Source organism: Pseudomonas sp. AD21 (genome assembly GCF_002878485.1).
Taxonomy (GTDB): domain Bacteria; phylum Pseudomonadota; class Gammaproteobacteria; order Pseudomonadales; family Pseudomonadaceae; genus Aquipseudomonas.
Genome location: NZ_NQYG01000098.1, coordinates 1 through 14,548, shown reverse-complemented (window position 1 = coordinate 14,548; position 14,548 = coordinate 1). Strand labels below are relative to the sequence as shown.

The 14,548-nt window shown below is 61.1% G+C and carries 13 protein-coding genes; 6 read left to right on the top strand and 7 right to left on the bottom strand.

What is annotated here, in order from left to right; translation table 11 throughout:
* The first annotated feature begins 171 nt into the window (after positions 1-171).
* Both PseAD21_RS28335 and PseAD21_RS28330 read left to right on the top strand, forming a co-directional pair.
* Positions 172-1,146, top strand: coding sequence for a D-glycerate dehydrogenase (locus PseAD21_RS28335; protein ID WP_102359018.1), 975 nt, complete (start codon positions 172-174; stop codon positions 1,144-1,146).
* Between the two features lie 147 nt (positions 1,147-1,293).
* Positions 1,294-1,803 (top strand): DUF2165 family protein, encoded by a 510-nt coding sequence (locus PseAD21_RS28330; RefSeq protein WP_102359017.1) that lies wholly within the window; start codon positions 1,294-1,296, stop codon positions 1,801-1,803.
* A 19-nt stretch (positions 1,804-1,822) separates the two neighbouring features.
* Here the strand turns inward: PseAD21_RS28330 and PseAD21_RS28325 are convergent, their stop codons facing one another.
* Positions 1,823-2,725, bottom strand: a complete 903-nt coding sequence (locus PseAD21_RS28325) for a DMT family transporter (RefSeq protein ID WP_102359016.1) — start codon at positions 2,723-2,725, stop codon at positions 1,823-1,825.
* A gap of 139 nt (positions 2,726-2,864) precedes the next feature.
* On the opposite strand from PseAD21_RS28325, the gene PseAD21_RS28320 reads away from it, so the two are divergent.
* On the top strand, positions 2,865-3,740 hold the full coding sequence (locus PseAD21_RS28320; protein ID WP_102359015.1) for an AraC family transcriptional regulator: 876 nt from the start codon (positions 2,865-2,867) through the stop codon (positions 3,738-3,740).
* A gap of 142 nt (positions 3,741-3,882) precedes the next feature.
* Here the strand turns inward: PseAD21_RS28320 and PseAD21_RS28315 are convergent, their stop codons facing one another.
* The 6 genes from PseAD21_RS28315 to PseAD21_RS28290 form a co-directional block, all read right to left on the bottom strand.
* The gene (locus PseAD21_RS28315) at positions 3,883-6,312 is read right to left on the bottom strand and encodes a TonB-dependent receptor (RefSeq protein ID WP_102359014.1); all 2,430 of its coding nucleotides are present in this window, start codon (positions 6,310-6,312) and stop codon (positions 3,883-3,885) included.
* A gap of 213 nt (positions 6,313-6,525) precedes the next feature.
* Positions 6,526-7,515 (bottom strand): FecR family protein, encoded by a 990-nt coding sequence (locus PseAD21_RS28310; RefSeq protein WP_102359013.1) that lies wholly within the window; start codon positions 7,513-7,515, stop codon positions 6,526-6,528.
* Positions 7,512-8,078, bottom strand: a complete 567-nt coding sequence (locus PseAD21_RS28305) for an RNA polymerase sigma factor (RefSeq protein ID WP_003221797.1) — start codon at positions 8,076-8,078, stop codon at positions 7,512-7,514. Before PseAD21_RS28305 ends, PseAD21_RS28310 begins: the two co-directional genes overlap by 4 nt.
* 1 nt (position 8,079) lies before the next feature.
* Positions 8,080-8,406 carry a DUF3325 domain-containing protein gene (locus PseAD21_RS28300; protein WP_102359012.1) on the bottom strand — a complete coding sequence of 109 codons (327 nt, stop codon included), beginning with the start codon at positions 8,404-8,406 and terminating at the stop codon, positions 8,080-8,082.
* Positions 8,406-9,995 (bottom strand): PepSY domain-containing protein, encoded by a 1,590-nt coding sequence (locus tag PseAD21_RS28295; RefSeq protein WP_102359011.1) that lies wholly within the window; start codon positions 9,993-9,995, stop codon positions 8,406-8,408. The genes PseAD21_RS28300 and PseAD21_RS28295 overlap by 1 nt, the downstream gene beginning before the upstream one ends.
* Positions 9,992-10,297 (bottom strand): DUF3649 domain-containing protein, encoded by a 306-nt coding sequence (locus tag PseAD21_RS28290; RefSeq protein ID WP_102359010.1) that lies wholly within the window; start codon positions 10,295-10,297, stop codon positions 9,992-9,994. Before PseAD21_RS28290 ends, PseAD21_RS28295 begins: the two co-directional genes overlap by 4 nt.
* A gap of 178 nt (positions 10,298-10,475) precedes the next feature.
* Between PseAD21_RS28290 and PseAD21_RS28285 the strand changes: the two genes are divergently transcribed.
* The 3 genes from PseAD21_RS28285 to fecA all read left to right on the top strand — a co-directional run bounded on the left by PseAD21_RS28285 (position 10,476) and on the right by fecA (position 14,326).
* A complete protein-coding gene (locus PseAD21_RS28285) occupies positions 10,476-10,964 on the top strand; it encodes a sigma-70 family RNA polymerase sigma factor (protein WP_102359009.1) in 489 nt (162 codons plus the stop codon).
* A complete protein-coding gene (locus PseAD21_RS28280) occupies positions 10,961-11,893 on the top strand; it encodes a DUF4880 domain-containing protein (RefSeq protein WP_102359008.1) in 933 nt (310 codons plus the stop codon). Before PseAD21_RS28285 ends, PseAD21_RS28280 begins: the two co-directional genes overlap by 4 nt.
* A 102-nt stretch (positions 11,894-11,995) precedes the next feature.
* Positions 11,996-14,326, top strand: a complete 2,331-nt coding sequence (gene fecA, locus PseAD21_RS28275) for a TonB-dependent Fe(3+) dicitrate receptor FecA (RefSeq protein WP_102359007.1) — start codon at positions 11,996-11,998, stop codon at positions 14,324-14,326.
* Positions 14,327-14,548 lie beyond the last annotated feature (222 nt).

The following is a 14,548-nucleotide window of genomic DNA, read 5'->3' as shown; positions in this document are numbered from 1 at the left end:
AAAGTGACTCGCTGTAAAAGCGAAACCGCCAGCCGCAACCCCCGAAGCAACGGATACACACCCAAAACCCCAAGAACATGGTCGGCCCAGAGGCCGCCAAGACAAGCCAAACCCCACAAAGAAATGTTAGCTTGCTTGGCAATAAAGCCCCGAAGCCCGAGCCCCAGCCCAATGAAAAAAACAGTCCTGGCCTTCAGCCGCATCACCCCCCCAATGATCGAACGCCTGCAACAGGAATTCGACGTCATCGTCCCCAACCCAAAGAACGGCGACATCAACGCCCAATTCAACGAAGCCCTCCCCCACGCCCACGGCCTGATCGGCGTCGGTCGCGAACTCGGCAAAGCCCAACTCGAAACCGCCACCCAACTCGAAGTGGTCTCAAGTGTGTCGGTCGGCTACGACAACTACGACCTCGACTACTTCAACCAACGCGGGATCATGCTCACCAACACCCCCGACGTCCTCACCGAAAGCACCGCCGACCTCGCCTTCGCCCTGATCATGAGCAGTGCTCGCCGCGTCGCCGAACTCGATGCCTGGACCAAGTCCGGCCAGTGGCAAGCCAGCGTCGGCGCGCCGCTGTTCGGCTGTGACGTCCACGGCAAGACTCTGGGCATCGTCGGCATGGGCAACATCGGTGCCGCCATCGCCCGCCGTGGCCACTTCGGTTTCAACATGCCGATCATCTACAGCGGCAACAGCCGCAAGAGCGAACTGGAACAACAACTCAGCGCCCAGTTCCGCAGCCTCGACCAATTGCTCGCCGAAGCCGACTTCGTCTGCCTGGTGGTGCCGCTCAGCGACAAGACCCGCCACCTGATCAGCCACCGCGAACTGGCCCTGATGAAGCCAAGCGCGATCCTGGTCAACATCTCGCGTGGCCCGGTGGTCGATGAACCGGCGCTGGTCGAAGCGCTGCAAAACAATCGCATCCGCGGCGCCGGGCTGGACGTCTATGAAAAAGAACCGCTGGCCGAGTCACCACTGTTCCAACTGAAAAACGCAGTGACATTACCGCACATCGGCTCGGCCACTAACGAAACCCGCGAAGCCATGGCCAACCGTGCCCTCGCCAACCTGCGCAGCGCCTTACTGGGCGAACGCCCACAAGACCTCGTGAACCCACAAACCTGGCGCGGATAAAAAAGTACGGGCAAGTGCAAAACCGCACTTGCCCGTCAGTTATCGCCATACACAACTTGAAATTGAACAACAACCCGAATCAGACAGCAGCATTATAAGCTCGCCTAGCCATCGAATTATCGATAAGCGCTATGGAGAGCTAAAACATTGAACATCCTGACAACTGATAAAATCATCCGTTACAGCAAAGCCATATTAATGGCTTACATCAGCTTTTTCGGAATACTGGTGATGATCCAGAACTTTACTGACTACAACTCAAATTACACTTACGTGGCTCATATCCTGAGCATGGACACGACCATTGGCAATGAAAACATAAGGTACCGCGCCATTGAATCAGCGATGATTCACCACCGGATCTACTGGTTCATCATCACGATGGAAGTCACGTATACGGTGCTTTGTCTGATAGGCGCCTATCAACTGTTCCGCAATATCAACGCACCTGCCGAGGTGTTCCACGAGGCCAAAAAATTCTCGATCATGGGCATACTGGCGGCAATATTCATTTATTACGTCTGCCTGCAAACCATGGGTGTGGAGTGGTTTGACATGGACACCTCACAATCCTGGAATGCCAAGGACTGGGCGAGACATATCGTTGACTTCATATTCCCCGTGATGATTTACATCACATTAAAAGTCGAGCGCTGAACGTCAGCGCCCATTGACTTCAAGCCAACTTTCCCAGCACCGGGGATACCACCGCTTTCGGTTTACGAAACACCAGCACATTACCCAGCATCACCAACACCAGTCCGACCAGTGCTGGCGCCGTCCATTGGTAACCTTCGGCAAACGCCGAAACGTTCAGCGCCACCACCGGGAACAGCACCGTGCAATAGGCTGCGCGCTCCGGCCCCATACGGCCGACCAGTGTCAGGTACGCGGTAAACCCGATCACCGACCCCGGTATCACCAGATACAGCAGTGCGCCGACATAACGCGGTGACCAGTCCATGTCGAACGGAATGCCTTTGACCAGGCACCACACCGACAACATCGCCGCGCCGTAGGCCATACCCCAGGCATTGGTGGTCAGCGGCTTGAGGCCGGCCTTCTGCTGCAGGCTTGAGAGCATGTTGCCCGCCGAGAAACACAGCGTGCCGCACAGCGCCAGACCAAGGCCGAGCAAGGTTTGCGGACTGGCGTGGTGCCCCGCCAGTTCCGGCCAGAACAACATGCCCAGACCGAACAGACCGAGCGCGCCGCCCATCAGCACATTGCGCGCAATGCGCTGACCGAAGAACACCCGCGCATTGAGCGCGTTCCACAACGTCGCCGTGGAAAACACCACCGCCACCAGACCGCTGGGAATCCACTGACTGGCGGTCAGGAAGCACATGAAGTTGACGCAGAACAGGCACAAACCCTGCGCCACACAAATCAGATGGCCGCGACGATTCATCGGCTGCAACCGGCGGCTGAGCAGCAACAGCGCGAACAGCACCAGCGCGGCGAGGCCGAAGCGATAGACGATCGACACCGGAATCGCCACCACGCCCAATTGCCATTTCAGGGCAATCCAGGTGGTGCCCCAGATCAGCACGGTCAGCAGATACAGCGAAAGGTTCATGGCGGACACTCCTCAGTTGGCTTTCAGTGTCCGCCGCCCCCGGTAGAGCTCGCTTGCAAAATCTTGCGCTTTTGTCACCCGGCAGGCTGGCAGCGCGAAGGCTACGGAGTAGGATGCAAGGCGTTGGAGAGAACCGAACATGGCCGCAATCGATACCCTGCAAGTCTTTCAAGCCCTCAACCGCTCGCCGAATGCACGCCTTGTGCACAGCGCCGAGCTCGGTGACGGCTTGTCTGCGGCCCTGTGGACCAATCACCACGATGCCCAGGAATACGAAGCGCCAAGTCACCACACCCTCTCCTGCTACATCGCCGGCGGCACGGGCACCTTTCGCCGTGACCAGCCCGGCCACAAGGGCGGGCCGGACAAGTTGTGCATCCTGCCGGCCGATCATCAATCCGGCTGGGTGATCAACGGTGACATTCGCCTCGCTCATCTGTATTTCAGTGCCGAGCAATTTGCCTTGGGGTGCGTCACCTTGCTCGATCGCGAGCCGCGAGAAATGCAGTTGCGCGAGCAGACTTTTCTCGAAGACCAGGCGCAGGCTCGGCGCTTTCGGCAGTTACTGACGTTGAATTGGGACGAGCCGGCCGAGCGCTTGCTGACCAGCAGTCTCGCGCATGAACTGATCAGCCATACCCTGCTCAGCCAGGTCGGCGCGCGTCAGGGCTTGCGTTTGAAGGGCGGGCTGGCGCCGCATCAGCGCCGGCAACTGGTTGAGTTCATCGACTGTCAGTTAGCCGAGCCGATCAGCCTCGGGCAACTGGCCGGGTTGTGCGCGCTGTCGGAATACCACTTTGCGCGGATGTTCCGCACCAGCTTCGGTTTGCCGCCGCATCAGTATGTGCTGGCGCGCCGTTTGAGCCGGGCGCGGGAATTGCTTCGCGGCACGGCGTTGCCGCTGGGGGAGATTGCGCTGGCATGCGGGTTTGCCAGCGCGAGTCATTTCACCAACCGGTTTCGGCAGGTGCTGGGTGGGACGCCGGGGGAGTATCGGCAGGCGTTTTTGCGCTAGAGCTGAGACGTTTATCGCCTGTTATGGCCTCTTCGCGAGCAAGCCCCCTCCCCCATTGAACGGTGTTGTTCACACAATGTGAATTCACTCTGAACCCTGTGGGAGCGGGCTTGCTCGCGAAGAACGATGACGCGGTCCTGGATCAGAACTCCAGCGTACTGGAGAGCGAAATCTGCCGCGAGTCACCCATCGATACAAAGAAGCGGCTCGCCGCCGAGGTGTAATACGTGCGGTCGAACAGGTTCTTCACGTTGAGCTGAAACTTGACCTTCTGCCCTTCGAGCTTGGTGTCGTAAGTGGCAAACGCGTCGGCCACGGTGTAGCTCGGCAGGTCGAAATCATTCACCGCGTTGCCCGCTCGCTCACCGACATACCGCGCCCCGGCGCCGACCCGCAGTTGATCGCCACCGATCACGCTGCCGAAGTCATACACCGCTGACAGCGAACCGCTGTTCTTCGCCACGTTCTGCAGGCGATTGCCTTTGTAGTCCGGGTCTTCGGTGACCTCGGCATCGGTGTAGGCATAGGCGCCGATCATGCTCCAACGGTCGCTCAGTTGACCGGTCAGGTCCAATTCCAGCCCCCGGGAACGCACCTCGCCCGCCGCGCTGTAGATCGTGGTCGGACCTTCTGAGTTGGCCACCAGCACGTTGCGTTTCTTGATGTCGAACAGCGCGATATTGCCGGTGAGGCGCCCCGACATATCCAGCCGCGCTCCCAGCTCCCACGACTTGGCTTCTTCCGGCGCAATGCTGCCGTCGAGCACGGTGCTGCTGCCGCTGAGCGGGGCGATGGTCGAGTTGGGTTTGAACGATTCGGTGTAGCTGCCGTAGAACGACAACTCGTCGGTGTAGCGATACACCAGACCGGCGCGCGGCACGAACTTCTGCCCGTTGCTGTCGGTGTTGGCCTTGAACGGCACGCCTTTGCCGGCGTACTGGTCGTACTCCTGGAAGCGCCCGCCGGCGACCAGAATCCACTGGTCGTTGAGGTGGATCGAGTCCTGCATGAACACCGAATCGCTGCGCAGCAGATCGGTCTGCGCGCTGTCGGCCGGGCTGACCGTGGTGCCTTCGACTTCGCGGCCATACACCGGATTGACGTAGCTGAAGGTGCTCAGGCTTTTCTGGCGGATCAGGTCGGCGCGGTAGATCTTGCGGTACTCGTCGTCGACGCCGAACACCAGGTCATGCTGCATGCCCAGCACGTTGACCTTGCCTTCGAGGCTGGCGGTGGTGAAGCGGTCAGTGCTGATCGCCCCTTGCGTGCCGTCCATGCTGCGGGTCAGCGTGCCTTTTTTGGTGTCGATGGCGGTCACACGCACCTGGCTGGCGTCGTAGGTTTCGCGATTCCAGCTGTAGCCGAAGTGGGCTTTCCAGTCGTCGTTGAGTTCGTGATCGGCCTCGAAGTGGTACAGGTCGGAGCGGCCTTCCATGTCGTTGAACGGCTCGTCCAGACGCTCGTTGCGCGAGATGTCCAGCGGGTGGTTGGTGCGTGGATCGATCACCGTGCCACGGTCGAACGGCGTGAGGAACTCACGATGCTCGTAGCCGAACGACAGCTTGGTGCGCTCGCCGAACCAGGCCAGCGACGGCGCGATCAGTGTCTCGCGGTGGGTGCCGTAGTTGCGCCAGTAATCTTCGTCTTCGTGATCGAGCACCAGCCGATAGGCTAATCCGGAGTCACCCAGCGCACCGGTGCTGTCGAAGGTGCCGCCGCTGCCATTCTTGCCGTCGCCGTAGCTCGAGCCGCGCAGGGTCAGGGCGTTGTATTGAGTCAGTTCCGGTTTCTTGCTGACCAGGTTGACCACGCCGCCCGGGTCCTGGATTCCGTAGAGCAATGACGCCGGGCCCTTGAGCACTTCGACGCGATCGACCGTGGCGTTCATGCCGCGGCCCTGCACGATCGGCATGCCATCACGCATGATCGAGCCGTTGCGGTTGTCGCCGAAACCGCGGGTCATTACCGAATCCTGAGTGCTGCCCAAGGTGTTGCCCTGGGTGATGCCGCTGACGTTGGCCAACGCATCGTCGAGATTGCGCGGGGTTTGGTCACGGATGACCTGAGCCGGTATCACGTTAACGGTCTGCGGGATTTCCTGCAGCGAGGCCGAGGAGCGCATCACCGAACTGGTTTCCGGCGGCTGGTAGCTCATCGACTCGTCGCGCATCGAGGTGATGGTGGTGGCGCCGAGATTGAGCGCACCTTCGGTGGGTTGCGGTTCCAGCGCCAGGGTGTGGCTGTCGGTGCGGCGCCAGGTCATGCCGGAGCCGCTGAGCAGTCGCTGCAACGCTTGTTCGGCGCTCATCTGGCCGCTGACGGCCGGGGCGTTGAGGCCGTACGGTGCTTCGTCGGTGTAGACCACGCTTTGCCCGGTGATGCGGCTGAAGTCGTTCAGGGCTTGTGGCAGCGGTTTGGCACTCAGGGAAAAACTGAACTGCTTTTGCGCCGGGTTGCTCACGGTTTCAGCGGCGAGCGCCACGCTCATCGGCAACAGCGCCAATGCCGAAAAACTCAATGCCGAAACGCCCAACCACTGTTTGACCGAACCCGATTTTGCCCTGGACTTCATTGCTCAATGACCTGTGTAGAACCGCAACGGATGCGAATGACTCGCAGTTTCAGTCACTACACGGATGGGGCTGTGGTTTACCTCACCCCCATTTTGAAAATATTTTTAGAACGCTGTGTTGTCGGGTCTGGCGCCATCGCGAGCAGGCTCACTCCTACAGGGGAATGCACTTCAAATGTAGGAGTGAGCCTGCTCGCGATGGCACCAGTAGCGTCAACGCAAAATAATCAGATGCCCCAGAACCTGATGCTGCTCAAACCCCAACACCCCTTGCAAAGAACTCAACACAGCCTGCGGATCCTTGCTCGGAAAACTCCCACTGACCTTGCGCGCGCCCAACTCATCGTTGAACAACACAATCCGCCCCGGGTAGTAGCGCCGCAAATCCTCCACCACCTCAGCCAGCGACGACTTGTAATAAGTCAGCCAGCCCTGACGCCAGGCCAGTTGCGCCTCACTGTCCACGGTATGCAGTTTTTCCGCAGCGCCCTGCCCGTAAGCGACTTGCTGGCCGGCGGTCAGAATCTGCTGTTGCGCATTGCGATCCGCCGTCACCCCCACCCGCCCGGACAACACCGTGACCTGCGCGCCCAACGGTTGCAGACGCACTTCAAACTGCGTGCCGAGGACCCGCGCCTGACCTTTTTCAGCCTCGACCACAAACGGCTCGCCGGTGTGCGTCACACTGAAAAACCCGGCGCCGCGACGCAACTGCCCCCGCCGCTCGCCATGGCTGAAATCCACGGCAATGGCGCTGTCGGCGTCAAGCGTCACTTGCGATTGATCGGCCAGCGTCACCGTGCGGATCTCCCCCGGTGCCGAGACGTAATCGGCGCCCAGATCATCGATCCAGCGCTGCGGCTGCCACCCCGTGCCGAGGCTGATCATCAGCAACAGACACGCGGCCAGCGCCAGCGCCCCCGACCAGCGCACCCGCGCTGAACGACGCGGACGATCCATCGCATTGAGGTAACCCTGCAACGCAAACGCCTCTTCATCGGCCAGGGTGCGCGCCGGGCTTTCGCTCAATTCCCACACGACCTGTGCCTGCGCGTAGGCCTCGGCGTGGGCCGGATCGGCGCGCAACCAGTGGCTGAACGTCAGTTGATCACCGGTGCTCGGGCGGTCGTGCAACAGGCTCAGCCAGGCGAGCGCGGCCTGTTCCTGAGCGGGCGTCGGGGCGACGCGGTCGGTGGGCTTCACGGTGCTTTCCCTGGCAGACGTGGCGCGGGTTCGCGCAGGCTGGCCTTGCAGGCCTCGAGGGCGCGCATCATATGTTTTTCCACGGCGCTTTGGGACAGACCCATGGCCTTGGCGATGTCCGCGTACTTGCGGCCGTGGATGCGATTGAGCAAAAAGATCTGCCGGGTGCGCTCGGGCAAGGCGCGTAACGCCGCTTCGACATGGCGCAAATCATTGCCCGCTTCGAGCGCGGCTTGCGGCTCGCTGCCGTGGCTGTCCGGCGCGTCCGGTTGCCAGCCCTCATTGACTCGTACCCGCGTGCCTTCGCTGCGCAAATGATCGATGGCAATGTTGCCGGCGCAACGCAAAAGGTAAGTGCTGAGTTCTTCGACCTGCACCAGTGGTCGACGCCAGAAACGCAGGAACAGGTCCTGCACCAGATCCGCCGCCGTGGCCCGGCAACCGACGCGCCGGTTCACCAGCGCTTCCATCTGCGACCGCTGCGAGAGGAACACCTGCAGGAAATGCGCACGCGCCCCGTGTGGCTCGTCGTCACGGGATTCCGGGGGATGACCGATCAGCATCTCAGCCCTGCGCCCATGCGGCGATCGGCGTGGCCAGCAGACTGAGCGCCGCCAGCACCAAAGCCAGTTTCGGTCGATACGGCATCAGCAGCACCAGCGCCAATGCACTGCACATCAACACCGCGAACCAGTCGATCAGGCCAAAGCCCCAGCCATTGGCAGCCACCGCAGCCCACAGTGAACCGCCGAGCAATAGCCAACCGAAAAACTTCAAATGACGTGCACGCCGCGCCGAAGGTTTGTGGCCCAGCAGTTCATCGTGGTGTCGTGGCATCGACAGACACAACGCGGTGAACCCGGCATAGCACAGCAGCAGCACCAGCAGCATCAGTGCGTCCCCTGCTCAAGGGTGATTGGCCGGGCCGCTGTGCGAGGTACTTTTGTCACCCGCACACTGTGGCTGGCGCGCTGCATTTTCCACGCAGCCCACGCCAGAAACAGACCCGCGACGAAGCAGCTCAGATCGAATCCGGCCAGTGCCCAGTCACCTTGCATCAGCGAGACGCCGAGGTGATGCGCGGTGCTCAACGCATTGAGCAACGGCAGCGCAATGAACAACGCTGCCGCCAATGTCAGTTGCTCGACCCAGGCCTTGCGTCCCGGGCGCAGCAAAGCGTGCAGCACGCTCAAACCCCAGGCGATGAAGAACCCGTTCACTTCCCAATCTGCCCGCCCGTTCAAGCTCAGCGGCAACAGACGATTGCTCCAGAAGAACACCGCCACCGCCACAACCAGCCCGGCCATGCTGGCGATGTTCAGCACTTCCACCAGCCGCAGTTCAAACGGCATCACCCCGCTCCTGGCGTGCTTGAGCTGACGCTTGCCGAGCCAGATCACCAACCCGGTGCCAATCATCGCGGTGCCGGCCAGGCCACAAATGAAGTACAACCAACGCAGGGTCGGCCCGGCGAAATGGCCGATGTGCAAGCCGTAAAAACCACTGGCAACCGTCATCGGCAGCGGCTTGTCGAGCGTGGCGCCAAGCATCTGCCCGGTGAAGGGGTTGAAGGTCACGTCGCTGCCGTATTCATAGGCGATCTTGTCGGAACTGGCACGCGACAGCTGCACCGAGGCATTGGCGTCACTGGGGTTGATGACGCTGACCCGTGCCGTGTGCCCGCCCGCCCACTGCTCGCTCGCCCGTGCCAATAACGGTGCCAGCGGTGGCAGAAGGCTCGCTTGGCCGGCGCGTTGCGGGGTCGGCGTCTCGGGAAACATCTCCTGGTAAAACGCATCGCGATCAGTGCCGTAGGACGCCAGAATGCTCGCCGGCATGACCATCGCCATGAAAATCACCAGGCTGCTATAGGTGATCATCAGGTGAAACGGCAGCACCAGCACACCGACCGCGTTATGCCCGTCGAGCCATGAACGCTGGCCTTTGCGCGGACGAAAGGTGAAGAAGTCCTTGAAGATTTTCTTGTGGGTGATGATCCCGGTGATCAGCGCGACGAACATCACCATCGCGGCGATCGTCGCCAGCCAGCGGCCCCACGGATAGGGCATTTGCAACTGGAAGTGGAAGCGGTAGAAAAACTCGCCGCCCCGGCTTTCTCGCGGTTGTATTTCGGCAGCGGTCTGCGCGTCGAGAGTCTTTTGTGTGAAGCGGCCACGTTTGCCGGCCTCGGCCGGCGTGTCTTGCCAACGCACGGACAACGCGGGATCACGAGCACTCGGCAGATCGATCAGCCAACGCGAGGCATCAGGGGCGTGCTGCTGCAGATAACCTTGCGCCAGGCTCAGGCTGGCCGCTGAATCGATGGCGTGCGCGGGGATTTCCGGTTGCATCCAGTGGCTGATCTCAGCCTTGAAATAGGCCAGCGTACCGGTCAGGAAGATCGCGAACAGCAGCCAGCCGAACACCAGGCCGGTCCAGGTGTGCAGCCAGGCCATGGCCTGACGAAAACCCTCTTTCATGCGTAGCCCAAGCCGCGCGCAGCACCGGAAACTGTCGCCAGGATCACGCTCGGCACCAGCAAACCGACCCACGCCGACCACGCCGTGCGACAGGCGAAACACCAGAGCACTGCGACCAGATAGACCAGAAAGGAAATGGTCATGCCGGTCACCACCGCTTCGGCGCGGCTCAACGGCAGCCACATCGTCAGGGTGACACTGACCAGCGCCGCGACCAGATAGCCGCCAAACACCGCTGCCAGCACCCGTGAGGTGACGGCCAGACGATAAGACATGGGAAGTGAGGCGAGTTTGCCTTTCATGTTTCGACCCTGAAACGGAAAAACGTCCGGCCGACAAGCCGAACCAACAGGCGAACAATATTAATGATAAATATTCTCATACGCAAAAGCATCTGATTGCCGGACGACCTCGCACACCCATACAATGCGAACAGTTCTTGTTCTCTAACGCATGCCACATGCGCCCGGAGTAATACCGTTGCCGTCCGCCCATCCCGTCGAATCGCTCTATCACGACCACCACCGCTGGCTCACCGGCTGGTTGCGGCGCAGACTCGGCTGCCCGGAGAGCGCGGCGGATCTGGCCCAGGACACCTTTATCCGCGTGCTGACCACGCGCGAACCAGCGGTGATCATCGAACCACGCGCCTTCCTCACCACCCTCGCCAAACGCGTACTGTTCAATCATTACCGCCGCCAGGACCTGGAACGCGCTTACCTTGAAACCTTGGCGCAGATGCCGGAAATGACCGCTCCGTCGGAAGAAGACAAGGCGATCATCCTGCAAACCCTGATCGAGCTGGACCAGTTGCTCGACGGCTTACCACGTCTGGTCAAGCGCGCCTTTTTGCTGGCGCAGGTCGATGGCCTGACCTACCCGCAAATCGCCGCTGAATTGAGCATCTCGGTGGCCACGGTCAAACGTCATCTGAACAAGGCAGCAATGCGCTGCTACTTCGCGCTATGAACCGCGCCGCGGATTTTTCTGCGCAAGTGGCCGAGCAGGCCGTGCACTGGCTGATGGAAATGCAGCAGGGCACGCTCTCCCCCCGCCAGCAACAGGCCTGGCAGCAATGGCTGGACGCGCACAGTGAACACCGTCGGGCGTGGGAACACATTCAGCGGGTCAACCAGCGCTTGCGTGGTGTGTCTTCGCCGCTGGCTCACGCGGCGTTGAACGGGCCGAAGTCCGCCAGCCGTCGTCAGGCGTTGAAACTGCTGCTGCTTCTCGGTGCCGGTTCAGCGCTCACCTGGGGCATGCGCGAGCACAATCCGCTGCCATCGCTGCTCGCCGATTACCGCAGCCCGGTGGGTGAGCGGCGTAAGGTTGCGCTGGGCGCGGCCAGCCAGTTGCAGCTCAACACCGCGAGTGCGGCAGACGTGGACAGCACGCAACGGCTGATCCGTCTGCTGGAAGGCGAGATTCTCCTGACGGCCGCACAAGCGTTCGAAGTACGCACCGCACAAGGTGTGTTGAAAACCCAGGCAGCCCGACTCAACGTGCGGCAATTTGCCGATCGCACGCAGGTGGCGCTGTTCGAAGGGCAGGTCGAACTGACTGCCCATGGGCGCGCGCCGATGCTGCTGCCCATCGCCCGTCAGCTGAGTTTCAGCTCGACGTCGATCAGCGAAGCCAAGCCATTGGACGCCAACAGCGGCGCCTGGGCCGAGGGCATGCTGGTCGCCGCGCACATGCGCCTGAGCGACTTCCTCGAAGACCTCGGCCGTTACCGTCGCGGCCAGCTGCATTGCGATGCAAAAGTGGCCGACCTGCTGATCTCCGGGACTTATCCACTGGACGACAGCGAACGCATTCTTGACCTGCTGCAAATCAGTTTGCCGGTAAAAGTGCGGCGCTTTACTCGCTATTGGGTCAGCGTCGAAGCGCGGGTCTGAAACAAGATCGTTTGCTTTTGAAAAATAAATGAGCCGTTTTTCAGATCTGGCGTGACAGAGAAGGAAAGCCCCCTTGATTCAACCTTCTCAGGATCATCGTTCATGCACCCGACCCGCCTCACGCCACTGGCCCGCAGCCTGCGTCATCTCGTTCTCGGCGCCAGCCTGAGCTTCAGCGCCCTGCCCGCCCTGGCCGCTGAAACCAAGGCTTACCACATCGCTCCGGCGTCGCTGGAAAATGCCCTCAACCAGTTTGGTCGTGAAGCCGGCGTGCTGATTTCTTTCGGCTCGCAGATCACCAGCGGCGTGCAAAGCCGTGGCCTGGAAGGCAGCTACACCGCCGCGCAAGGTCTCGATGCATTGCTCGAAGGCACCGGCCTGCAAGCCCGCGCCGAGGGCAACAATGCCTTCAGCCTGCAAACGGTGGCCGACGGTGCTCTGGAGCTGGACACGTCGAAAGTCGTTGGCGACTGGCTCGGTGACGCGGCGCAGGTCAACGTCTTCGAGCATCCGGGCGCCCGCGACGTCATCCGCCGCGAAGACTTCGAACGCCAGGGCGCGACTCAGGCGCGAGACGTGCTCAACCGCATTCCCGGGGTTAACGCCCCGGAAAACAACGGCACCGGCAGCCACGACATGGCGCTGAACTTCGGCATTCGTGGCCTCAACCCACGGCTGGGGGCGCGCTCCACAGTGCTGATGGACGGCATTCCCGTGCCCTTCGCACCTTACGGCCAGCCACAGTTGTCGTTCGCGCCGATCAGCATGGGCAACATGGATGCGGTGGACGTGGTGCGTGGCGGCGGCGCGGTGCGTTACGGCCCGCAAAACGTCGGCGGCGTGGTCAACTTCGTGACCCGCGCCATTCCCGACGAGCCGACGGTCAAGGGCGGTTTCCAGACCGAAACCAGTCCGTCGTCCAGTCATGACGGCTTCAAGAGCAGCGCCAACCTGCTGGCCGGCGGCACCAACGAAAATGGTCTGGGCGGCGCTCTGCTGTACTCCGGCACCCGTGGCGGCGACTGGCGTGAACACAGCGACACCGAGATCGACGATCTGATTCTCAAGGGCAAATACCAGCTCGACGAGGCCAACAGCTTCAATGCCATGGCCCAGTATTACGAAGGCAAGGCCGACATGCCCGGCGGCCTCAACGTCGCCGATTACGACGCTGATCCGTACCAGTCGACGCGCCCGAAAGACCAGTTCTGGGGCCGGCGGACAATGTTCAACTTCGGCTATCGCTATCAGGAAGATCGCCGCGAATTCACCGCCAACACCTTCTTCACCAAGACCCTGCGCAGCGGCTATCTGGATCAGGGCAGCTTCCTCTCGCTATCGCCGCGCGAGTATTGGGTGCGCGGTTTCGAAACGCGGTTCGCCCAGGGCTTCGATCTCGGCCCGACCAGCCATGAAGTCGGTGTCGGCTACCGCTACATCAACGAGGCCGGCCACGAGTTGCGCTATCGCACGCCGATCAGCAGCAACCAATACCCGACCACCAACAGCCGCAACGACCGCGATACCCGGGGTGGTACCGAAGCCAATGCGTTCTTCGTCGACGACCGTATCGACATCGGCAAATGGACCATCACCCCGGGCGTGCGCTACGAGATGATCGAGTCGCAGCAGACCAACAACCTGACCAACGTCAAATACAAGGGCGATTACAACACCGCGCTGCCAGCGCTGAACCTGCTGTATCACCTGAGCGACAGCTGGAATCTGTACGCCAACACCGAAGGCTCGTTCGGCAGCGTGCAATACAGCCAGATGCCCAACCGCGTGAGCAGCGGCGAAGTGAAACCGGAAAAGGCCCGCACCTGGGAACTCGGCACCCGTTACGACAACGGCGCACTGCGCGCGGAAATCGGCGCGTTCCTGATCAACTTCGACAACCAGTACGAAAGCAACCAGACCAACGATTCGGTGATTGCCCGTGGCGAGACTCGCCATCAGGGCATCGAGACCAGCGTCAATTACGCGCTGGACGACTTGAGCCCGGCGCTGGCCGGTTTCGATGTGTACGCCACTTACGCCTATGTTGACGCGACCATCCGTGAAGATGGGCCTAACAAAGGCAATCGCGTGCCGTTCTCGTCGAAACACAAAGGCACGATTGGCGTCGGTTACACCGAGGGGCCATGGAAACTCAATGTCGACAGCAGCTTGCAGAGCGACCAGTTCGCCGACAACGCCAACACCACGAAAGAAAGCGCCGACGGCAGCACCGGCAAGATTCCGGGCTACATGCTGTTCAGCAGCCGCGCCGGTTACGACTTCGGTCCGCAATTATCGGACCTGAATGTGGCGGTGGGCGTGAAGAACATCTTCAACACGCAGTACTTCACCCGCTCGTTCGATGACAACAACAAGGGCAAATATGTGGGTGAGCCGCGGACGGTTTATGTGCAGACTTCTGTGGCGTTCTGAGGATTGAAAAGCCCCTCATCGGAACGCCGCCCGCCTAGCCCTCTCCCTGAGGGAGAGGGGACTGATTGGGGGATGCTTGCGAGGTACGCCGAACTGAACGTGCTGTGCCGAATCCATAATCGACTCGACCTGAAACCGCTTTGCCGAATCCATAATCGACTCGGTCTTTCAGGTCGATGTACAACGCCAGACACCTCGGTCGGCCCCCTCTCCCTCCGGGAG